The sequence below is a fragment of the Streptomyces sp. EDA2-14 genome, from assembly GCF_054963755.1.
In genome coordinates this window covers 307,047-328,963 of sequence record NZ_JBUEGE010000003.1, presented here as the reverse complement: position 1 = coordinate 328,963, position 21,917 = coordinate 307,047, and the positions used below count along the sequence as shown (strand labels likewise).

Here is a 21,917-nt window from a genome sequence, read left to right as displayed (position 1 = left end):
AAGCCCTCGTCCCCTCACACGTCGTGCTTCTCGCGGCTGCGGCCGCGCCAGCGCACGACCACGTACCCCACGAGCGCGACCACCGCCGCCCCGAGCACCACCGTCGAGAACACCCCGACGTATTCCTCCACGAGATGCCACTGGTCGCCCAGCCAGTACCCGGCCAGGATCAGGATCGCGTTCCACGCCAGCGAGCCGACCGCGGTCAGCGCGAGGAACGTCGGCAGCCGCATCCGCTCCACGCCCGCAGGGACCGAGATGAGGCTGCGGAAGATCGGCACCATCCGCCCGAGCAGCACCGCCTTCGTGCCGTGCCGCTGGAACCACGCCTCCGTGCGCTCCAGGTCGGAGACCTTCACCAGCGGGATCCGGTGCCACAGCGCGTACATCCGCTCGCGGCCGACGACCCGGCCGATCCAGTAGAGGACCGCCGCGCCGGCCACCGAGCCGAGCGTCGTCCACACGATCGCCGAGAGCAGCGTGATCGAACCCATGCTCGCGGCGAAGCCGGTCAGCGGCAGGACGATCTCGCTGGGCAGCGGCGGGAACAGGTTCTCCAGGGCGATCAGGAGACCGGCGCCGGGGCCGCCGAGCGCGCCAATGAGGTCGGCCGCCCAGCCGGCCAGGCCGCCGGTGGGTTCCGCCGCCGCGGCCAGGGTCAGGGAGTTCATGCGCGCTCTGTCTCTCCAGCGTGGACGATCTCCCGAGGGTAACCGTTCGGCAAAGTCGTCGGCCCGGGCGGGCTGCTCAGCCCCAGATCGCCGCGCCCAGCCAGGCCCCGAAGATCAGCAGGCACGCGAACAGCTCCACCAGCACGTTCGTGCCGCCCGCCCGCATGGCCGTGCGCGTCGACGCGACCGCGTCCCCATGCCCACCGAGCCGCAGCCGCTCGGACACGTAGATCCCGCCCATGAACCCCGGGACCGCCCCGATCACCGGCACGACGAAGAACCCGACGACCGCGCCCGCGCCCGCCCAGAACTCCAGCCTGCGAGTGGCCCCGGCCTGCCGGAGCCGGCGCGGCGGCAGCAGCCAGCGCAGGGCCTGGGAGGCGAGCAGCACGGCGCTGGCGCCGACGAGGATGCCCCAGGCCAGGGCGTTCGGCTCGCGCAGCGCCCACACGGCGACCGCGGCCCACACGAGCCACGATCCGGGTACGCCCGGCACCAGCACCCCGCACAGGCCCAGCACCATGACGGCGCCGACCAGGAGGAGTTCCCACGCTCCCATGTGCACAGGGTCCCCCGGGTGCGGCGAAAGCGCAGGTCATCGGAGTCTCAATGAGGACTCATCTGGCCACCCAGCCCCGTTCGTACGCATGCCACCCGAGCTGCAGCCGCGTCGTCACGCCCGCCAGCTCCATCAGCCGTTTCACCCGTCGCTGCACCGTCCTGAGCCCCAGGTCCAGCTGCTTGGCGACACTCGCGTCGGTGAGGCCCGCGAGCAGCAGCGAGAGAATCTCCAGGTCCAGGCCGTCGGGCCCCTCCGCGCCGACCTCCGTGACCTCGCCGTCCGCCCCGAGCCGCAGCGGCAGCGCCTGCCGCCACACCGCCTCGAAGAGCCCGCTCAGCGTCTCCAGGAGACCGCTGGCGTGCACCACGAGCGCGGCGGGCTCCGCGGCCTGCCGGGTCAGCGGCACCATCGCGAGCGCCCCGTCGGCGATCACCAGCTTCGTCGGCACCCGGTCCACGACCCGCACCTGCTCGTCGCGGCCGATCGCCGCCGACAGCTCGGTCAGACCGGTCGGCGAGGACAGCACCTCGCGCTCGACGACGACGCGGTAGCCGACGCCCCGGCTGACGGCCTGCTCCTCCGCGTCGTTCTCCGTGGCGGGCACCGCGATCGGGCTGCCGGTGACGAGGGCGCACACCTCCTCGGTCGCGCCGAGCTGGATCTGCAGGAACCGCTGGGCCGCGGCCGCCGCCCCGGTCACCACCTCGACGAGATCGTGCGCGGCGGGCTCGGTGGCCTGCGCCCGGAACTCCGCGGCGAGCCGGGCCGCCGCCAGCTCCGCCTCGTCCAGCTCGTGCCGCCGCTGGGTGAGCAGCGCGCCGAGCGCCACCCCCGGCGGCGCCGCCACCCAGCGTCCCGGCCGCGCCGACGACTGGGCGGCGAGCCCGTGCTGTTCCAGGCGGCGCAGCGTGCCCTCGGTCTCGTGCTCGGCGCGGGTGAGCCGGCGTGCCAGGTCGGGGACGTCGGCCGCGCCCACCGCGACGAGCGCGCGGTACGCCGCCTCGTGCCCCTCGTCCAGACCGATCGCGTGCAGCATGCGGCGATTCCCTCCCCAGTGAACCGTTCCAACACCCCCCGTGGCGGGAAACAGCCACGGCACATTCCCGCCGCTCCCCATCTTCCCCGCACCGGCCGTCCCTCTGCCAATGTGGCGCCACCGCAGCACCAACACCCGCTGGGAATGCGGCCTTTGGCCCGTATTCACCTGCGCTTCCATGTGGGGAGAGCGATGCGCCCGATATCGCGTGCGGCCCTGGGCGCGGCGACCGCCGCCGCCCTGGCAGTCACCGCGGCCGTCCCGGCCGGAGCCGTCCCGGGGAGTGCCCCGGACGGTGACCGGCCGGTCGTCGGCAGCGCCGCGGCGGCGGCCAAGAACTCGACCGTGACGGTCACGCTGGTCACCGGCGACCGCGTCGTCGTCACCACCGACGCCGAAGGACGGCCCACCGCGGCGGCGCTGCCCGCCGCCGACGGCAGCACGCCGCTGCTCCAGACGCGGCAGAACGGCAAGGACCTGTACGTCTACCCGGACAGCGCCGCGCAGGCGCTCGCCGACGGCCGCGTCGACGAGGAACTCTTCAACGTCAGCGGTCTGATCCGGCAGGGCTACGACGACCGGCACAGCGCGACGCTCCCGCTCATCGCCACCTACGACACGTCCGTCGACGTCGCCCGGAGCGCCCCCGCCGCGCCGCGCGGCGCGCAGCGCGGACCCGTCCTCGACCCGGTCGACGGCGTCGCCCTCAAGGCCGACAAGAAGCACGCCGCCGACTTCTGGGACGACGTCTCGAACCCTCGCTCCCGCGCGGCCGGGGACCTGAAGAAGCTGTGGCTCGACGCCAAGGTGAAGTCGCTGCTCGCCGACTCCACGAAGCAGGTGCACGCCGACGCGGCGTGGGCCGCCGGTTACGACGGCAAGGGCACCAAGGTCGCCGTCCTCGACACCGGCGTCGACACCGAGCACCCCGACCTCAAGGGCCGCGTCGCCGAGTCGAAGAACTTCACCGACTCCGCCGACGCCGACGACCACCAGGGCCACGGCACGCACACCACGTCCACCGTCGGCGGCTCCGGCGCGGCGAGCGGCGGCAAGGAGAAGGGCGTCGCGCCCGGCACCACCCTGCTCAACGGCAAGGTCCTCGACGACGGCGGTTCCGGCGCCACTTCGTGGATCATCGCCGGGATGCAGTGGGCCGTCGACCAGAAGGCCGACGTGGTGTCCATGTCACTGGGCAACCCGTCCGAGCTGGACTGCTCCGACCCCATGTCGCAGGCCACGCAGGAACTCGCCCGGTCCTCCAAGGACACCCTCTTCGTCATCGCCGCCGGAAACACCGGACCGGCCGTCAACTCCGTCTCCTCGCCGGGCTGCGTGCCCGAGGTGCTCACCGTCGGCGCCGTCGACAGCGACGACGCGACCGCGAGCTTCTCCAGTCGCAGCCCCGTGCGGCGCACGCACACCCTCAAGCCGGAGATCGCCGCGCCGGGCGTCGCCGTCAAGGCCGCTGCGGCGGGCGGCCGGGGCGTGTACGCGTACCAGTCCATGAGCGGTACGTCGATGGCGACACCGCACGTCGCGGGCGCCGCCGCCCTCGTCAAGCAGCGTCACCCCGACTGGACCGCCGAGCAGATCAAGCAGGCGCTCGTCGCGTCCGCCGACTCCGGGATCCCCGGCGACGTGCGGGAGACCGGTGGCGGGCGGCTCGACGTGAAGGCCGCCGTCGACCAGAAGATCCTCGGCGCGGGCGCCGTGCAGGGCGGCACCTTCGACTGGCCGCAGAAGAGCGGCGACCGCACCACCGTGCAGGTGCCGTACACCAACACCACCGACAAGCCGGTGAAGTTGAGCCTCGCCGTCGACCGGGTCACGGGCAACGACGGCTCCGCCGTGAAGTCGGCGGTCGCCGGGCTCGGCGCCCGTACGGTCACGGTCCCCGCGGGCGGCACCGCCCGGGTCCCGCTGGCGATCGACCCGACCGCGCACCTCAAGGCCGCCCAGTACGGCGACGTCACCGGCCGCGTCCTCGCCAAGGGCCCCGGCGGCACACACCTCAGCACCCCGTTCTCGCTCTACGTCCAGCCGGAGACGGTCACCCTGCGCGTCAAGGTCGTCGACCGCCGGGGCGAACCGGCCGCCGCCGGTTCCTCGCTCGACCTCATCGGCACCGACGTCGCGTCCGGCGAGCGGCGCGTCAACGACGGCGCCACCGAGCAGACGTACGAGGTCAGACCGGGCGCGTACGCCCTGACGGCGTTCGTCGCGACACCGGAGAGCGAGGGCACGCTCGTGGACTCCGCGACGTTCCTCGGCCGTCCGCAGCTGAACCTGACCAAGGACACCACCGTCGTCCTCGACGCCCGCAAGGCCCACCGGCTGAGCGTCAGGACGGAGCGGGAGAGCGAGGTGCGCGGCGCCACCCTCGGGTTCGCCCGCACCTTCGGCAAGGACAACTGGCTGCACGCGGCGAGCATCCAGGGCTCGCGCACACTGCGCGGCTACTACGCCGACGTGCAGGGCGAAGTCCGCGACGGGGACTTCGAGTTCGACAGCTTCTGGCGCGCCGCAGCCCCGCAGATCAGCGCGTTCGGCGTGGTCGGCGGGCCCGCGCTGCATCCGGTGACCGGCTCCACGAACTCCTCGAACCTGGACGGCACGGGGAGCTCCGAGATCGTCTCCGGGGGCGCAGGAACGGCCGAGGAACTGGCCTTTGCCAAGGGCAAGTTGGCGCTGGTGAAGCTGCCCGAGGGCGGCTCGGCGAGCGCGGTCGCGACGGCCGCGACCAAGGCGGGCGCCAAGGGCGTCGTCCTCCACCGGGAGGCCGCGGGCCGCTGGTACCCGGCGGCCGGTTTCGTCGGCGCGCCGCTCCCGATGCTCGCGCTGGAGACGGCGGAGGGCGCGGCGCTGGCCGGGCGGATCGCCGCGGGCACCACGACACTTCACTGGAAGGCGACCGCCAAGAGCCCGTACGTCTACACGCTGGCGTTCCCCGAGACCGGGCAGATCCGCGGCGACCGCACCTACCGGGTGTCGGACCGGAACCTCGCCACCAACAAGGCCACGTACAAGGCGATGGGCGCCGCCACCGACTACATCGACCTGCCGTCGGTCTCCCGCCCCAACGGCCTGGCGACCGCCTTCGGCGACCTCGCGCTGGTCGCCGCGCCGTCCACCCGCACCGAGCTGTACTCGCCCGGCACCACCGGCTACGGGCACCAGGTGTCGAGCAGCTTCCCCTGGGGCGAGTTCATGATCGACCCGGTGCGGACGTACGCGAAGGGCGAGCGGCGCGCCGAGACCTGGTACGGCGGCGCGATGGCTCCGACCGCGCCGCTCGACGACTCCGGCGAGCAGGCCCTCGCGGCGGAACGCCAGGGCGATCTGATCGGTGTCGCGCCAGGCTTCTGGGGCGACGGGGAACACCAGGGCATCCAGGGCTCGTTCGGCGACATCGGCAATGTCCGGCTGAAGCGTGACGGCGAGCTGATCGGCACCAGCGCCTGGCCGTCGGGAGTCTTCACGGTCCCGGCCGAGGACTCGGCATACGAACTGACGCTGAACACGATGAAGTCGAACGGCGGCAAGGTCTGGCTGCGCTCGCCGCAGACCACGACGACGTGGTCGTTCCGCTCGCACCTGGAAGAGACGGTCTACTCCAGGGGCATCCCGCTCCTCTTCCCGCACATGACGCTCCCCGAGGACGACATGAAGACCGTCCCGGCGCGGGACGGCCTGCGGATCACGCTGACGGCGACGGGCCACGCGGGCTACACGCCGGGCACCCTGACCAAGGCCGCGCTCTCGTACTCGTACGACGGCGGGGAGACCTGGACCGACGCCAGGACCTCCAAGCGTGACGGCGAGTGGACCGCGACGGTCGACCACGCGGGGGCCTCCGGCGAACCCGTCACCCTCAAGGTCCGGCTGACCGACTCGAAGGGCAACTCCGTCGAGCAGACGGTGACCCGAGCGTACGACGTGCGTTAGTTCGGACGCTCACCCGATCCGGTCCGCCGGGCGGCCCTCCCGTGGGGGGTGGGGCCGCGCGGCGGACCTTTCCGCTGTCTGATTTTTCCGATGCACCGTTTTCGTGCGGCCCAGGCCGTGGACAATATGGGCATGAGCCAGCAGGGGGAGAGGCACACCGGTCGGCCGTCCCAAGAGGACGACTGGTGGCGGAAGTTGTACGACAACGAGGCCGACACCGGCCCCACCCCGACACCGGACACCCTGGACGACCGCTTCACATCCGTCGAAGCGGTCTCCGACCCCACCGACCCCCCACGAGCACCGAGGGCCCGCCCCCCGAAGGACGAGCCCCCCACCGCCGACACACCCCCGCGCATCGAGTACACCCCACCGAGCACCCCCCTACCGGACGCCGCTCCACCCCTCCCGGGACCCCCGCCACCGGAAGCCGCTCCACCCCTACCGGGGCCCCCGGCACCGGACGCCGACGCGCTCTGGCCTGACGCCCCGCGGCCCACCGCGGCCCGGCCTTCGCCGCCGCCCGCCGATGCCCCGCCTCTGGCGGAGCCCTCGCGATCCGACGCCGACGAGCCCCGGCCGGACGCGCCGGGGGCCGAAGCGGCCGGGCCTTCGCCGGAGCCTCCCGAGCCCGCAGACGCCCCGCCTCTGGCGGGGCCCTCGCGGTCCGACGCCGAGGGTCTCCGGCCGGACGCGCCCGGAGCGGTCCCACCTTCGCGGCAGGACCCCCAACCCGGCGCCACCCTGCCCCTGACGGGGACCCCGCGATCCGGTGCGGATGGGCCCCGGCCGGATGCGCCCCGGTCCGGGGCCGTCCTGCCTTCGCGGCAGGCACCCGAGCCCGCAGATACCCCGCCTCGGGCGGAGCCCCTGCGATTCGACGCCGACGGTCCCCGGCCGGACGCGCCGGGGGCCGAAGCCGCCGGGCCTTCGCCGGAGCCTCCCGAGCCCGCTGACGCCCCGCCTCTGGCGGGGCCCTCGCGATTCGACGCCGAGGGGCCCCGGCCGGATGTGCCCGGGGCCGTCCCGTCCTCGCGGCAGGACCCTCAACCCGACGCCACCCTCCCCCTGACCGGGACCCCGCGATCCGACGCCCACGGCCCCTCGCCGGAGGCGCCGTCGCCGTTGCCGGAAATGCCGTCGTCCCCGCCGAGAGGTGCCCGGTCCGATGCCGCCCCGCCGCTGCCGGAGGGCCTCTGGCCCGGCGCCATGCCGCCGCTGCCGGAGGGGCCGCCGTCCGATGCCATCGCGCCCCGGTCGGAGGGACTGTGGCCCGGTGTCGCCCCGCCCCGGCCACGGAGCTCGCCGTCCGGTGCCGGTGCGCCGCCGTCCGAAGCCGTTCCGTCGTCCTGGCCGGAGGTGTCGCCGCCGCTGCCGGAAGCGTCGCCGGGGGACCCGCGAGCCGATGTCGCCGTGCCACCGCCGCTGCCGGAGGCGCCCCCGTCCGGCTCATCGGCGGCGCACGCCGAGGGGGATCCTCCGCAGGCGCCCCGTGTCATCTACGTGGGCGACGGGCCGCCCACCTACGAGGCGGAGCCGACCGCGTTGCCGCAGGCTGATCCTGCGGGGCTCGGGGAGCTTGTTGCGGACACGGTGCTGGACGGTGCGCGGTGCGGGGGATCCACGCTGCGTGTCGCTTCCGTGCGGGGCGACTCCGCGCGGTATCGGGGGGAGCCGCGGCGGGACAGCGTGCTCACCGCCCGGTTCGGGAGCGGGCCGGGCGCGTTGATTCTCGTGGCGATGGCCACCGGCGCCCGCGCCACACCCGGCGCGCACCGGGCCGCCGCCGAGGTCTGCGAGTGGATCGGCCGGGCCGTCGGGCTCAGCCACACACGGCTCGCGGAGGACGTGCGGGCGGGCCGCCGCGGCGACCTGAAGTCCGGACTGCACCGGCTCACCGACCGCAGCCTCGGCAAGCTGCGGGCCGGCGCCACCGAGCAGGGCCTCGACCCGGACGAGTACGCGGCGACACTGCGCTGTCTGCTGCTGCCCGCCGACCCGGCCTGCCGCACCCGCGTGTTCTTCGGCGTCGGCGGAGGCGGCCTGTTCCGGCTGCGGGACGGCGAGTGGCGGGACATAGAGCCCAGCGTTCCCGAGCAGAGCGGCGCCCCGGTGGTCGGCTTCGGCTCGTCCCCGCCCGCCGGAACCTCGGACGAGGACCGGCTCACGATGGACCTCAACATCACGACACCCCCGAGCCCCTACGCGCCCGCACCCCCACCGCCCCGCGACGTCTTCCGGTTCCGCGCCTCGGTCGCCCGACCGGGGGACACCCTGCTGCTGTGCTCGGCGGGCCTCGCCGACCCGCTGCGCGGCGAACCCGATCTCGCCCGCCACCTGGCCGACCAGTGGTCCGACGCCGATCCGCCGGGCCTCGCCGCGTACCTCGCGGACACCCAGGTCCGGGTGAAGGGGTACGCCGACGACAGGACGGCCGCGGCCGTCTGGGAGGCGTGAGCGCGCCCCGTATGGATTCATGGAACCCGGAAGCAGTGGACAGAAGCAGGAGAAACACCGGCACCGGGTTCCGAAAGGGCGCGTGAGTCATGGCCAAGCAGAACGTCGCCGAGCAGTTCGTCGACATCCTCGTCCGCGCAGGCGTCGAGCGCATGTACGGAGTCGTGGGCGACAGTCTCAACCCGGTCGTCGACGCGATCCGGCGCAACGACGCGATCGACTGGGTCCACGTCCGGCACGAGGAGACCGCCGCCTTCGCGGCCGGCGCGGAAGCCCAGATCACCGGGAAGATGACCGCGTGCGCCGGCTCCTGCGGGCCCGGCAACCTGCACCTCATCAACGGCCTGTACGACGCCCACCGCTCGATGGCCCCCGTACTCGCCCTCGCCTCGCACATCCCGTCCAGCGAGATCGGTCTCGGCTTCTTCCAGGAGACCCACCCCGACCGGCTGTTCTCCGAGTGCTCGCACTACAGCGAGATGATCTCCAGCCCGAAGCAGATGCCGCGCGTCCTGCAGACCGCCATCCAGAACGCGGTGGGCCAGTCGGGCGTCAGCGTCGTCACGCTGCCCGGCGACGTCGCCGACGAGGCCGCCCCCGAGGGCTCGACGGAGACCGCGATCGTCACGTCCCGGCCCAGCATCCGCCCCGGCGACGCCGAGATCGACAAGCTCGTCGAGCTGATCGACGAGGCCGGCAAGGTCACGCTGTTCTGCGGCAGCGGCACCGCGGGCGCGCACGCCGAGGTCATGGAGTTCGCCGAGAAGATCAAATCCCCGGTCGGGCACGCACTGCGCGGCAAGGAGTGGATCCAGTACGACAACCCGTACGACGTCGGGATGAGCGGACTCCTCGGCTACGGCGCCGCGTACGAGGCCACCCACGAGTGCGATCTGCTGATCCTGCTCGGCACCGACTTCCCGTACAACGCCTTCCTGCCGCAGAAGGACGTGAAGATCGTCCAGGTGGACGTGCGGCCCGAGCACCTCGGCAGGCGCTCGAAGCTGGACCTCGCGGTGTGGGGCGACGTCCGCGAGACGCTGCGCTGCCTCACGCCGCGTGTGAAGCCGAAGTCGAACCGCAAGTTCCTCGACCGGATGCTGAAGAAGCACGCGGACGCGCTCGAAGGCGTCGTGAAGGCGTACACGCGCAAGGTCGAGAAGCACACGCCCATCCACCCCGAGTACGTCGCCTCGGTCCTCGACGAACTCGCCGACGAGGACGCCGTGTTCACCGTGGACACCGGCATGTGCAACGTCTGGGCGGCCCGCTACATCTCGCCCAACGGACGGCGCCGCGTCATCGGCTCGTTCTCGCACGGCTCGATGGCGAACGCGCTGCCGATGGCGATCGGCGCCCAGTTGCCCGACCGGAACCGGCAGGTCGTCTCCATGTCGGGCGACGGCGGGTTCTCGATGCTGATGGGCGACTTCCTCACCCTCGTCCAGTACGACCTGCCGGTGAAGGTCGTCCTCTTCAACAACTCCTCATTGGGGATGGTCGAGTTGGAGATGCTGGTGGCCGGGCTGCCCTCCTACGGAACCACCAACAAGAACCCCGACTTCGCCGCGATCGCCCGCGCCGCCGGTGCCTACGGCGTCCGTGTCGAGAAGCCGAAGCAGCTCGCGGGCGCGCTCAAGGACGCCTTCAAGCACAAGGGCCCCGCGCTCATCGACGTGGTCACCGACCCCAACGCCCTGTCGATCCCGCCGAAGATCAGCGCCGAGATGGTCACGGGCTTCGCCCTGTCCGCCTCGAAGATCGTGCTGGACGGTGGAGTGGGCCGGATGGTGCAGATGGCCCGCTCCAACCTCCGCAACATGCCGCGACCGTAGCCGCGGTCACACCGGCCGCAGCCGCAGCGTCAGGATCTGGAAGGGGCGAAGCCGCAGCGCGAGACCGGTGTCGGAGGTCTCGGCCGGGCGCTGCGGCCGCTCCAGGAGGTCCGTCTCGTCCGCGCCCGCCACCGGGAACGCCGCCGTGAGCGTCGCCTCCGCGCGCCCGCCCCGCGACTCGTAGAGCCGCACCACGACATCCCCGCTGCGGTCCTCGGCGAGTTTCACGGACTCCACCGTCACCGCCGGATTGTCGATCTCGACGACCGGCGGCGCGGCGGGCGCGGCGGCGATCCGCAGCGGCAGGTTCAGCGCGAGTCCGCCCGCCACCGCGTCCCCGGTCGTCGCGCCCGGCAGCAGCGCGTAAGTGAAGCGGTGCGTGCCGAGGTCCGTCTCCGGATCGGGGGAGTGCGGGGCGCGGAGCAGCGTGAGCCGGACCGTCGTGCCGAGGCCCTCGTCGTGCTCGGCGCGGGTCACGTCGTGGCCGTACGTGGAGTCGTTGAGCAGCGCGACCCCGTAGCCCTCCTCGGCGACGCGCAGCCAGCGGTGCGCGCAGATCTCGTATCGGGCCGCGTCCCAGCCGGTGTTGGCGTGCGTCGGCCGGTTGACGTGGCCGAACTGGATCTCGGCCGAGGACCGCTCGGCGTGCACGTCCAGCGGGAACGCCGCCTTCAGGACCTTCTCCGACTCCTGCCAGTCGACGTCCGTGACGACGTCGAGACGCCGGCTGCCCGCCGCGAGCCGGTACTCCTGCGTGATCCGGGACTTCCCGAAGGAGCGGGTGACGCGCACGGAGACCCGCAGCGGACCCTCCTCGACCAGCTCCACCGACTCGGCCCCGGTGAGGTCGGTGCGGGTGTGCCGGTAGTGGGCGTCCAGGTCCCAGGCGTCGTACTGGGTCGGGTGGTCGGGGTGCAGTTGCAGGAGGTTGCCGCGGCTGCCGGGGGCCAGTGTCTCGCGCCCGCCGTCGTTCAGGTCCCGTACGGAGGTGAGGAGGCCGTCGCTGTCGATGGTGACGGTGAGGTGTTCGTTGGCGAGGACGATCGAGCCCGTCTCCCGCGTCGCCGCCGCGTGCGCTCCGGGGCCGCGGGTGTGCTCGGCGGCCTCGGCGAGGGAGCGGGTGCCGAGCCCGTCGACGTTCACGTGGATCAACTGGCCTTTGTGCGCCACGACTTCGCTGCGCGGATACGGAGAGGCGTTGAGCGCGGACGGCTCCGTTCCGCCGAGGTGGCGTACGGCGTCGGCGGTGATCCCGTCCAGTTCCGCGAGCACCTGTGTGTAGGTCTCGCGGGCCTCCCGGTGGACCCAGGCGATCGACGAGCCCGGCAGGATGTCGTGGAACTGGTGCAGCAGCACCGTCTTCCAGATCCGGTCGAGGGCGTCGTAGGGGTACGCGTACGACGGGTCGTGCAGCGCGGCGGCCGTGCACCACAACTCGGCCTCGCGCAGGGCGTGTTCGGAGCGCCGGTTGCCCTGTTTCGTCTTGGCCTGCGTGGTGTACGTGGCGCGGTGCATCTCCAGGTACAGCTCGCCTGACCAGACGGGGGCCTTGGCGCCGTACTCCTCGTGCGCCGCCTCGAAGAACGCGGCGGGTCGCTCGATGTCGACGCGCGGCGAGCCTTCGAGGTCGCGCAGGCGGCGCGCCTTCTCCAGCATCTCGCGGGTCGGGCCGCCCCCTCCGTCGCCCCAGCCGAACGGGACGAGTGAGCGGGAAGCGCCGCCCTTCTCCGCGAAGTTCTTCTCGGCGCGGGCCAGTTCGCTCGCGTGGAACTGGGCGTTGTACGTGTCCACGGGCGGGAAGTGGGTGAACACACGGGTGCCGTCGATGCCCTCCCACCAGAACGTGTGGTGCGGCATCTTGTTCGTCTGGTTCCAGCTCAGCTTCTGCGTCAGGAACCACTTGGCGCCCGCGAGCTTCGCCAGCTGCGGGAACGCGGCGGTGTAGCCGAAGGAGTCCGGCAGCCAGATCTCCTCGGTCTCCACGCCCAGCTCGTCCTGGAAGAACCGCTTGCCGTGCACCAGTTGGCGGGCGAGGGCCTCACCGCCCGGCATGTTCGCGTCCGACTCCACCCACATCGAGCCGACCGGGGACCAGTTGCCGTCCGCCACCGCCTTCTTGATGCGCTCCCAGATGTGCGGCTGGTGCTCCTTCACCCACGCGTACTGCTGCGCCTGCGAGCACGCGAAGACCAGCTCCGGGTAGTCGCCGGCGAGCGCCGTGACGTTCGCGAAGGTCCGGGAGGCCTTGCGGACCGTCTCGCGCAGCGGCCACAGCCACGCCGAGTCGATGTGCGCGTGCCCGGCCGCCGAGACCCGGTGCGCGCTCGCGTGCGCGGGACGGGCGAGCACCTCGGCCAGCTCGGCGCGGGCCGCCGTCGCCGTCCCGGAGACGTCGTGCAGGTCGAGCGCGTCCAGCATCCGTTCCAGGGCGCGCAGGATGTCGTGGCGCCTGGCCCGGTCCGCGTCCAGCTCGTGCATCAGCTCCGAGAGGACCTCGACGTCGAGCACGAGGTGCCAGACCTCTTCGTCGAGTACGGCCAGGTCGGCAGAGCGGAATCGGTAGATGGGGCGATCCCCGGCGGTCAGTACGTCGCCGAGGAAGGTGGGCTCGTAGTCCCGCAGGACCGTCGGATTGGCCGCGGCCTCGAGCAGCAGGTGCACCGGCTCCCCGCCGGTGGCGGACGCCGCGACCGTCAGGTGCCGGTTGCGCGGGTGGATGCCCTTGAGGGGTACGCCCTCGGCGTCGTAGAGCAGCCCCTCCGCCTGGAAGCCGGGCCCCTGCCCGCTGAAGCCGGGGTCGACGACCGCCTCGACGCGGCGCCCCGCCCACTCCTCGGGCACCCGCCCCTCCAGGCGGAACCAACTGGTCGACCACGGCCTGCCCCACACGGTGCCGGACTCGAACGGCTCGTACGTCCCCACCAGGGCCTCGGCCACCGGGACGGGCTCTCCCGGCGCGTGCCACACGCTCATGCCCAGCGGTGTCCGCGCCCCGTACTGCGCGGGGCGTACGAACTGGCGCATCGCCCGCTCCAGGCGGCCTTCCACGAGGTGTCGGTCGTCGTGCACGGCGGCTCCTTCGGTGCTCCTGCTGTACCGGTCCTGCTCCCGTCCCCACGCTTCCTTACCCGGCGGGGCGGCGCACACCCTCACAAGTGGTGCACCAATCAACAAGCGTGCCGTTCGGACAGCGGGGCATCCATCCCCGTGTACGCGTTCGAAGAGCAGGCCGAGGGCAGCAGCAGTCCAGCCAGAGAGGCATGGGGATCGGCGTGTGGGCGGGGGCCATGAAACGGCAGCCAAGAGGAGTCGTCCCCGTGGGCGACAGGGGCTCGACGTACGAGAAAGGGGGTGTGGCGGACACGGCGGATCCCGAGGACGGACCTCCGGTCCAACTCAAGCGCAAGCTGGGCAAGGCTGATCTGCGGGCTGTCCCGGAGACGAGGCGCGCGCTGCGCGAACTCCTCCGGCAATGGGGGAGGCCCGGGAGATCAGAGGTGGCAGAACTCCTCACCAGCGAGATCGTGACGAACGCGCTGGTGCACACGGACTGCGAGGCGGAACTCACCGCGACCGTGGGGCCGCACACCCTGCGCGTCGAGGTCCGTGACTTCGTCTCGCGCAGGCCCAAGCCGCGCGTACCGCACGCCGACGACGGTACGCAGGGCACCAATGGGCGCGGACTGATCCTGGTCCAGTCCCTCGCGGACTCCTGGGGTGTCGCGGCGCTCGGGCCGGGGGCCACGGGAAAGGTGGTCTGGTTCGAACTGGACGGCGGCGCCGCCTGAGATCACGACGCCGCCGTACCACGGACGGGCTCAACCGAGCTGCTGCTCAAGGTCCTTGAGCTTCTGCTCCAGAGAGTCGAGCCGGGGCAGCGCCTGCGTGTCGTCCTCCGCCGTGAGATCGACGGTGACGGGCGCCTTCTGGTCACGGGATCTGCGGATGCCCTTGACGGCCTGGAGCGAGGGCCGGGTGCGCACGGGAAGCTGCTCCGGTGCCGGTGTCGCCTGCGGTAGTTCCGACGGCGTCGCCGCCGCCGATATGGCGGACTCCGAGCCGGTCTGCGCGGTGCTGGCCTCGACCTGCCGGCCACCGCGCGGGGCGAAACCCCGGCTCAGCGCCTTCAGTTGGGCACGCTCCAGCTTCTGGTGCTCCCGCTGGCGCATCCGGTTCTCGGTCTTCTCGCGCTTGTCCTCGCGGACCTCGTCCACCGCCTCGTCCAGGGTGCGCACGTTCTCCAGGAGCATCAACGACCAGGCGTTGTACGTCTCCAGGGGTGCGCGCAGCCACCGCACGATGCGGATCTGCGGCAACGGGCGCGGCACCAGGCCCTGTTCGCGCAGCGCCGCGCGGCGCGTCTGCTTCAGGGCGCGGTCGAACAGGACGGCGGCCGACAGGGACATCCCCGCGAAGAAGTGCGGGGCGCCCGCGTGGTCCAGGCCCCGCGGCGCGTGCACCCAGTTGAACCAGGCGGCGGCGCCCGCGAACGTCCACACGAGTATGCGCGAGCCGAGCGCCGCGTCGCCGTGGCTGGCCTCGCGCACCGCGAGCACCGAGCAGAACATGGCGGCGCCGTCGAGCCCGAACGGGACGAGGTACTCCCAGCCCCCGGACAGGTTCAGGTTCTGCTTGCCGAAGCCGACCAGTCCGTGGAAGGAGAGCGCGGCGGCGACCGCCGCACAGCAGAACAGCAATACGTACGAGGCGGTGCCGTAGACGGCCTCCTTGCGCCTGCGGCGCTCCTCGCTGCGCTCCCACGACTCGTCGGAGAACGATCCCGAGTCCTTCTTGGTGCCCCCGGCGCGCCTGCCGCGCGCGAGCACTGCCACCGCCGCCAGCATGCCCAGGAGCAGCACGGCGCCCGGAAGCAGCCAGTCCAGCGATATGTCGGTCAGTCTCATCTGGGGTCCCTTGCGTCGCGTTAGGGCTTAACGGGCGCAATATTGGCCCAGCGGTCCGAGTCCGCAGGGAGTTTCGGGGCAAGAGAACGCCATTGGAGTGGGAGGGGGCGCGTAAATTGGCCGTACGCTCGAACTCCCGCTTGAGAAAGGGAAGTTGGGTTCGAATTACGTCACTCGAACGGGTGGTTCAGGCCGCCGCGGTTGCGGTGAGCCTGCTGACCCGGTCCGCGTCGCAGGTGCGCGGGCACGTCACGCAGGTGTCCTGCGGACGCAGCGTGTAGAACATGCAGCAGCTCGCACGGTCGCGGGTGGGCAGCGACTCCCCGGCGGGTCCCTTCAGTTCACGGAACGCGGCCTTCCCGACGTACGGCTTCGTGGCGCCGGGCAGCAGCGCCTCCAGGTCGGTCATCGCGCGCCGCTCCTCGCCGAGGAGATGGCCCAGGTACCAGAGGCTCTCGACGATCTCGTCCGTCGCCATGCCCCACAGGGCGCGCGGGCCGCGCCGCATCCGCGGTCCGAAGCCGCTCAGCACCGGCTGAAGGTGTTCGGCGACGGCCGCGCGGACCTCGGCGCGCAGGGCCTCCTCGTCGGGGACGACGCGGGCGCCGGGCAGGGCCGCCGCCGGGTCGTCGGGGAGGCAGGCGAACTCGGTGACGTGGACCGCGAGCCGGCCGAGCGTGCGCTGGAAGGCGACCTCGGACGCCGGGAAGCGGGGCACGCGGCGGTGCAGGAACCAGGGGAGCGTGATGAGCAGGCAGGCGGGCCACGCGTAGCGGTGCAGGCCGAAGCTGGCGATCACGTCGGGACGGGCGGCCGTGCCGTAGTCCTTGAGCACCTGTGCGTTGTCCCACGCGAGGAAGGCGTCCACCGCGGCGCCGCCCTCGGCGAGCTGCTCCGTGCGCACCCAGCCCGCACCCTCGGGCAGCGCCTCGCCCACGGGCACCTCGATGACGCTCAGGCCCGGAAACACCTCGGTGAGGCGGGCGTACGCGGCCGAGACCGCGCTGGGAGGCGCGTCGAGCGCAGACGTGGTGAGGGGCATGTCGGGGCCACCGATTCACGATCGTTTACAGGTAAGCCTTACCTTACCCGAGCGGGGTGGGGTTTGAACTGTCGGCCCGGCCCTCTATCGTTCTTCGTTGAGCTTCGGACAAACGGCAAGGAACGGCGGCGAAGGGGATGACCGGGGTGGAGCGGACGAGACCACGCGTGGCACGCGAGTCCTCCATCGGGGTGCCCGAGCAGCGGTCGGCGTCGGCCTGGGCGCCCGCGCCCGCGTTTCCCGAGCGGAGCCGCGGCGAGCACACCCACAGTGAGCCCCCCGCGCCGGGGCTCGTGGCACGCGGAGCCGTCGAGCGGACCTCCGTGCGCGGTCAGGTGCTCGACGCGCTGCGGGCCGCGCTCGTCTCCGGCGACCTCGCGCCCGGCGAGGTCTACTCCGGCCCCACCCTGGGGGAGCGCTTCGGGGTGTCGGCGACGCCGGTGCGCGAGGCGATGCAGCAGCTGGCGCGGGAGGGCGCGGTCGAGGTCGTGCCGAACCGAGGGTTCCGGGTGACCCGGCGCTCGGACCGCGAGCTGGCCGAGCTCGCGGAGGTGCGGGCGCTCGTCGAGGTGCCGGTGGTGACCCGGCTGGCCCGTACGGTGGCGCCCGCGCGGTGGGCCGAGCTGCGGCCGCTGGCCCGCGCCACGGCTGCGGCGGCCGCCGCGGGGGACCGGGCCGGGTACGCGGAGGCGGACCGTGCCTTCCACCGGGCGCTCCTCGCGTTCGGCGGCAACGACCAGGTGGTCCGGGTGGCCGACGATCTGCACCGGCAGGTGGGCTGGTCCGCGTCCGACCTGGCGCTCGACGCGATGCAGCACGCCGCGCTGCTGGATGCGCTCGAGGTGCAGGACGGTGGGGCCGTCGCCCTGCTGGTGCGCGAGCACATCGGCGGCTGACCGTCACCCGTGGTTGCGCCCACGGGGCTCCGCCCCGGACCCCGCGCCTCAATCGCCGGCGGGGCTTGATTTACGGCACCTGGTCATGCCGCCGCCGGTAGCACCCCCGCCAGCCATGTAGGTACGCCGTCCAGCAGGCGGAAGAGGCGGGCTGCCTCGGCGCGGAGGCGAGCCTTGGTGTCGGGTTCGGGTTCCGCCTCCGCCAGCGAGGCAAGCGCCGGGGCCGTACCCACCAGGTAGCCGAGTTCCTCGCGGATCCGCAGCGACTCCGCGAAACCGTGCCGCGCCTCCGTCAGCTCGCCCTCACGCAGCGCGAGCCCGGCGATGTGCCGCCAGGTGAAGGAGAGCAGCAGCGCGTCACCGTGCGCCGTGGCCCCCGCATGCGCCCTGCGGTACGCCGCGCGGGCCGCCTGCGGCGAATCCGCCAGGTTCTCCGACATCAGTCCGCGCCGGAAGTCGAGCAGCGCCCGCCCCGGCGTCCCCGGCGCGATGAGCGCCGCCGCCCGCCCGAACGCCGAACGCGCCTCGTCGGACCGGTCCCGCGCCTTCAACAGCGTTGCCGAGTAGGCGAGTTGGCCGCGCTCACAGGCGGCCGCACCCCGCTCCTCGTCCGTATGGGCCAGCGCCTCCGCCGCGCGCAACGCGTCCTCCGCGTCCGCCCATCCCTGCTCCGTGTACAGACACCGCTCCACCAGCAGCGCCGCCCGCTGGAGCGCCGCCCCCGCGTCCGTCGCCGCGCGACGGTCGAGGAGCGCCGCCGCGTCGGCCCAGCAGCCGCGCGAACGCAGCCGCCATACCGCGGTCTGGAGTGGATCGTCCGCTGCGTTCGTTCCGGTACCAGACATGGCGGTATGCGCCACATTGCCCTCCCGAGCACGCCATCGAGCCGAGTTTGCCGTGGGGCATCTCAGCACGGATCAAGGCGCCCGGCCAAGGGGGTGGGTGAAAGATTTCACAAACCCATGGGCCCGTGCGTCAGCTCATCCGCAACGCAAGGAAGAAGTCCAACTTGTCTTCCAGGCGCGAAAGATCACGACCCGTCAGCTGTTCGATGCGGCCCACCCGGTACCGCAACGTGTTGACGTGCAGGTGCAGCCGGGACGCGCAGCGGGTCCACGAGCCGTCGCAGTCGAGGAACGCCTCCAGCGTCGCGACCAGCTCCGCGCGGTGCTTGTGGTCGTACTCGCGCAGCGGGTCGAGCAGCCGCGCCGTGAACGCCCGGCGCACGTCGTCCGGGACGAAGGGCAGGAGCAGCACGTGGGACGCCAGCTCCTGGTGGCCCGCCGCGCAGACCACGCCCGTGCGGGCCGCCGCCACGCGCCGCGCGTGCCGCGCCTCCTCCAGGGCGCCGCGCAGCCCCTCCGCGGAGTGCACCGCGGCGCTCACGCCGATCGTCAGGCGCCCGTCGTCGGCGAGTCCGGCCGCGAGGGGTTCGCGTACGGCGCTCAGCAGCGTGTCCGCGAGCAGGCCCTGCTCCGAGCCGTCGTGCTCCGCGGCCACCGCGGGCAGCGGCACCAGGGCGATCGCCTCGTCCCCGCCGTGCGCCACGGCGATCCGGTCGGACGGCTCGGCGGTGTCGGGGCGCGCCCCGGCCTCCGGGGCGACGAGGATCTCCTCGAGCAGCGACTGGGCCACCGCCCCGCCGTCGCCCTTTCCCGCCCGTCGCCCGCCGCCCTCGACCGAGGACCCTTCGGACCCGCCCCCTTGATTCGCCCACTCCACGCGCGCCACGACGACCTGCCAGTGCGGCGCCGCGCCGAGTCCCGGCAGCAGCACGGGCGCCGCGACGCGCAGGCGTGCCGCGATCTCCGCCGGGGCCGCGCCCGCCTGCACCAGCTCCAGGACCTCCTGCGCGAGCCTGCGCCGCACCGTGCGCGCCGCGTCCCGCCGCTCGCGCTCGACCGAGATCAGCTGGGTGACGCCCTGCAGCAGGTCGAGCCGCTCGTCCGGCCAGTCGCCCGCGTCGGCCTCGACGGCGAGCAGCCAGTCCGCGAGGACGCTGGCCCGCGCGTCGTCGGGGGCGGGGGCGGGGGCGGCCGGGGCGTCCTTCGGCGCCGAGCCGATCGGGAACAGCGAGTACGTGACGCCGTCCACCGACACCCGGTGCGGGCTGCGCCGCCCCGTGCGCAGGGCCGCCAGGTGCTCCGCCGCGAGCCGGGTCCTGAGCGGCGCGGGCAGCTCGGGACCCGCGGCCGCCGACCCTGCGATCGCGCGCCCGGTCGGTGAAAGCACCCAGGCCCGCAGGTCCAGGTCGCTGCCGAGCAGGTCGAGGACGACGTCAGGGCCGCCGCCCGCGGGCCCCGAGGTCATCAGCCGGCGGTGCCGGTCGACGACCGCCGCGAGGTCCCCGGCCCGCTCGCCCGATACCTGCCGCACGACGTGCTCGGTGATCGTCGCGAAGGCCACCGACTCGCTCACCGCGAACAGCGGGAGCCGGTGCCGCGCGCAGGCCTCGACGAGGTCCTCGGGCACGGAGCCCAGCTCCGCCTCGCCGGCCGCGAGCGCGGTGGCCCCGGCCCCGGCGACATGGCGTACGAAGGGCTCCGAATCGGCCGCGTCCCGGCGCCAGGCGAGGCCGGTGAGGACCAGCTCGCCGCCGGACATGTAGCGGCTGGGATCCCGCAGGTCCGTGGTCATCACGCCGCGGACCGTGCGTTCGAGTTCGTCCTCGCCGCCGAGGAGCCTGAGGCCCAGCGCGTCCGTGTCCAGCAATGCGCGCAGCCGCATGTCGTCGTCGCCGCCGATCTGTCTCGAAGTCGTAGCCAAGTGGAACCCGACAGACCCGTGGCCTGGGTTTCCGGGGAAAAACGGTGAGGTTACTGATGCCGCCCGTTCATACGAATCTACAAGACACCCGCGCGGGCCAGCCAACGCGTTCATGTTTTCCGTGACTGACACTGCCGGAGCACAGGCGGTGTACTGGCCTCACTCCGCGTGAACAGCACATGGAAAGCATCAACATCCGCACTGAACGAGCCCCTGTGATCCGCACATCCCGTGGCTCGATCGCATCGCCTGACACGACGCACGATCCACGCACGATCCCTGCCCGATCCACCAACCTCACGGAGAAGAGAGCCGAACATGGACTTCCTTCGCCCCGGCAGCTGGGAGGAGGCGCTCGCCGCCAAGGCCGAGCACCCCACAGCAGTGCCGATCGCAGGTGGCACCGATGTCATGGTCGAGATCAACTTCGACCATCGCCGCCCCGAGTACCTCCTCGACCTCAACCGCATCGTTGAGCTGAACGAGTGGGAGGTGGGCGAGGGGCCGCGCGGCGACACCGTCCGGCTCGGCGCCTCCGTCCCGTACACCAGGATCATGGAGCACCTGCGAGGCGAGCTGCCGGGCCTGGCGCTCGCCTCGCACACCGTCGCATCCCCGCAGATCCGCAACCGCGGCGGCGTCGGCGGCAACCTCGGCACCGCGTCGCCCGCGGGCGACGCCCACCCGGCGCTGCTCGCCTCCGGCGCCGAGGTCGAGGTGGAGTCGGTGCGCGGCTCGCGGCGCATCCCGATCGACGAGTTCTACACGGGGGTCAAGCGCAACGCCCTCGCCGAGGACGAGCTGATCCGCGCCGTGCACCTGCCCAAGGCGACCGGGCCGCAGCAGTTCTCCAAGGTCGGCACGCGCAACGCGATGGTCATCGCCGTGTGCGCCTTCGGCCTGGCCCTGCACCCCGAGACCCGCACCGTACGCACCGGCATCGGCTCGGCGGCACCCACGCCGATCCGCGCCAAGGAGGCCGAGCAGTTCCTGAACGCCGCGCTGGAAGAGGGCGGGTTCTGGGACAACGGCAAGATCATCACCCCGTCGGTCGCCAAGCAGTTCGCCACGCTGTGCTCCGGCGCCTGCAACCCGATCGACGACGTGCGGGGCACCGCCTCGTACCGCCGGCACGCGGTCGGCGTCATGGCGCGCCGCACGCTCACCTGGGCCTGGGAGTCGTACCGCGGCTCGGGCGTATCCACGGAGGGAGTCGCGTAATGCGCGTCAATTTCACGGTCAACGGCCGTCAGCAGGAAGCCGACGACGTGTGGGAGGGCGAGTCCCTGCTGTACGTGCTGCGCGAGCGGATGGGCCTGCCGGGTTCCAAGAACGCGTGCGAGCAGGGCGAGTGCGGATCGTGCACCGTCCGGCTCGACGGCGTCCCGGTGTGTTCCTGTCTCGTCGCCGCCGGGCAGGTCGAGGGCCGCGAGGTCGTCACCGTCGAGGGGCTCGCCGACCACGCCAAGGCCCGCTCCTGCGGCTCCCACGAGAGCGGTACGTCGCTCCAGGAGGCGCAGGGCTGGTCCGCCAAGGGCACCGACTCGCAGACCGGCGAGGGCGGCGAACTGGCCCCGATCCAGCAGGCGTTCATCGACGCGGGAGCCGTCCAGTGCGGCTTCTGCACGCCTGGTCTGCTGGTCGCGGCCGACGAGATGCTGGAGCAGAACCCGAACCCGTCCGACGCGGACATCCGCGAGGCGCTCTCCGGGAACCTCTGCCGCTGCACCGGCTACGAGAAGATCATGGACGCGGTCCGGCTCGCCGCGGCGCGCCAGACCCAGCCCGAGGGAGTCTGAG

General features: G+C 72.8%; 15 protein-coding genes. 7 read left to right on the top strand and 8 right to left on the bottom strand.

Features of this window, described 5'->3' with window-relative positions; all coding sequences use genetic code 11:
* Window positions 1-14: 14 nt before the first annotated feature.
* The 3 genes from ACY34M_RS11280 to ACY34M_RS11270 form a co-directional block, all read right to left on the bottom strand.
* Window positions 15-671 carry a DedA family protein gene (locus ACY34M_RS11280; RefSeq protein ID WP_462718275.1) on the bottom strand — a complete coding sequence of 219 codons (657 nt, stop codon included), beginning with the start codon at window positions 669-671 and terminating at the stop codon, window positions 15-17.
* A gap of 76 nt (window positions 672-747) precedes the next feature.
* The gene (locus ACY34M_RS11275) at window positions 748-1,230 is read right to left on the bottom strand and encodes a DUF456 domain-containing protein (protein WP_462718274.1); all 483 of its coding nucleotides are present in this window, start codon (window positions 1,228-1,230) and stop codon (window positions 748-750) included.
* A 58-nt stretch (window positions 1,231-1,288) separates the two neighbouring features.
* The gene (locus ACY34M_RS11270) at window positions 1,289-2,269 is read right to left on the bottom strand and encodes a helix-turn-helix transcriptional regulator (RefSeq protein ID WP_462718273.1); all 981 of its coding nucleotides are present in this window, start codon (window positions 2,267-2,269) and stop codon (window positions 1,289-1,291) included.
* 192 nt (window positions 2,270-2,461) lie between these two features.
* Here ACY34M_RS11270 and ACY34M_RS11265 point away from each other — a divergent pair, with 192 nt between their 5' ends.
* The 3 genes from ACY34M_RS11265 to ACY34M_RS11255 all read left to right on the top strand — a co-directional run bounded on the left by ACY34M_RS11265 (window position 2,462) and on the right by ACY34M_RS11255 (window position 10,509).
* Window positions 2,462-6,217: a S8 family peptidase gene (locus ACY34M_RS11265; protein ID WP_462718272.1), complete on the top strand. Its 3,756-nt coding sequence runs from the start codon at window positions 2,462-2,464 to the stop codon at window positions 6,215-6,217.
* A gap of 1,413 nt (window positions 6,218-7,630) precedes the next feature.
* Window positions 7,631-8,674, top strand: a complete 1,044-nt coding sequence (locus ACY34M_RS11260; RefSeq protein ID WP_462718271.1) for a protein phosphatase 2C domain-containing protein — start codon at window positions 7,631-7,633, stop codon at window positions 8,672-8,674.
* Window positions 8,675-8,763: 89 nt separating this feature from the next.
* Window positions 8,764-10,509 carry a pyruvate dehydrogenase gene (locus ACY34M_RS11255; RefSeq protein WP_462718270.1) on the top strand — a complete coding sequence of 582 codons (1,746 nt, stop codon included), beginning with the start codon at window positions 8,764-8,766 and terminating at the stop codon, window positions 10,507-10,509.
* A gap of 6 nt (window positions 10,510-10,515) precedes the next feature.
* Here the strand turns inward: ACY34M_RS11255 and ACY34M_RS11250 are convergent, their stop codons facing one another.
* Window positions 10,516-13,578 (bottom strand): alpha-mannosidase, encoded by a 3,063-nt coding sequence (locus ACY34M_RS11250; protein ID WP_462718269.1) that lies wholly within the window; start codon window positions 13,576-13,578, stop codon window positions 10,516-10,518.
* Between the two features lie 218 nt (window positions 13,579-13,796).
* Here ACY34M_RS11250 and ACY34M_RS11245 point away from each other — a divergent pair, with 218 nt between their 5' ends.
* On the top strand, window positions 13,797-14,297 hold the full coding sequence (locus ACY34M_RS11245; protein WP_462718565.1) for an ATP-binding protein: 501 nt from the start codon (window positions 13,797-13,799) through the stop codon (window positions 14,295-14,297).
* Window positions 14,298-14,327: 30 nt separating this feature from the next.
* On the opposite strand, the gene ACY34M_RS11240 is transcribed toward ACY34M_RS11245, so the two are convergent.
* Window positions 14,328-15,413, bottom strand: a complete 1,086-nt coding sequence (locus ACY34M_RS11240; protein WP_462718268.1) for a DUF2637 domain-containing protein — start codon at window positions 15,411-15,413, stop codon at window positions 14,328-14,330.
* A gap of 187 nt (window positions 15,414-15,600) precedes the next feature.
* Window positions 15,601-16,455 carry a (2Fe-2S)-binding protein gene (locus ACY34M_RS11235; RefSeq protein WP_462718267.1) on the bottom strand — a complete coding sequence of 285 codons (855 nt, stop codon included), beginning with the start codon at window positions 16,453-16,455 and terminating at the stop codon, window positions 15,601-15,603.
* 137 nt (window positions 16,456-16,592) lie between these two features.
* On the opposite strand from ACY34M_RS11235, the gene ACY34M_RS11230 reads away from it, so the two are divergent.
* Window positions 16,593-17,351: a GntR family transcriptional regulator gene (locus ACY34M_RS11230; protein ID WP_462718266.1), complete on the top strand. Its 759-nt coding sequence runs from the start codon at window positions 16,593-16,595 to the stop codon at window positions 17,349-17,351.
* A gap of 83 nt (window positions 17,352-17,434) precedes the next feature.
* On the opposite strand, the gene ACY34M_RS11225 is transcribed toward ACY34M_RS11230, so the two are convergent.
* Complete coding sequence (locus tag ACY34M_RS11225; protein WP_462718265.1) at window positions 17,435-18,196, bottom strand: hypothetical protein; 762 nt, start codon at window positions 18,194-18,196, stop codon at window positions 17,435-17,437.
* Between the two features lie 130 nt (window positions 18,197-18,326).
* A complete protein-coding gene (locus ACY34M_RS11220) occupies window positions 18,327-20,078 on the bottom strand; it encodes a PucR family transcriptional regulator (protein WP_462718564.1) in 1,752 nt (583 codons plus the stop codon).
* Window positions 20,079-20,435: 357 nt separating this feature from the next.
* Here ACY34M_RS11220 and ACY34M_RS11215 point away from each other — a divergent pair, with 357 nt between their 5' ends.
* The gene (locus ACY34M_RS11215) at window positions 20,436-21,338 is read left to right on the top strand and encodes an FAD binding domain-containing protein (protein WP_462718264.1); all 903 of its coding nucleotides are present in this window, start codon (window positions 20,436-20,438) and stop codon (window positions 21,336-21,338) included.
* Window positions 21,338-21,916: a (2Fe-2S)-binding protein gene (locus ACY34M_RS11210; RefSeq protein WP_462718263.1), complete on the top strand. Its 579-nt coding sequence runs from the start codon at window positions 21,338-21,340 to the stop codon at window positions 21,914-21,916. The genes ACY34M_RS11215 and ACY34M_RS11210 overlap by 1 nt, the downstream gene beginning before the upstream one ends.
* The last annotated feature ends 1 nt before the right edge of the window (window position 21,917 follow it).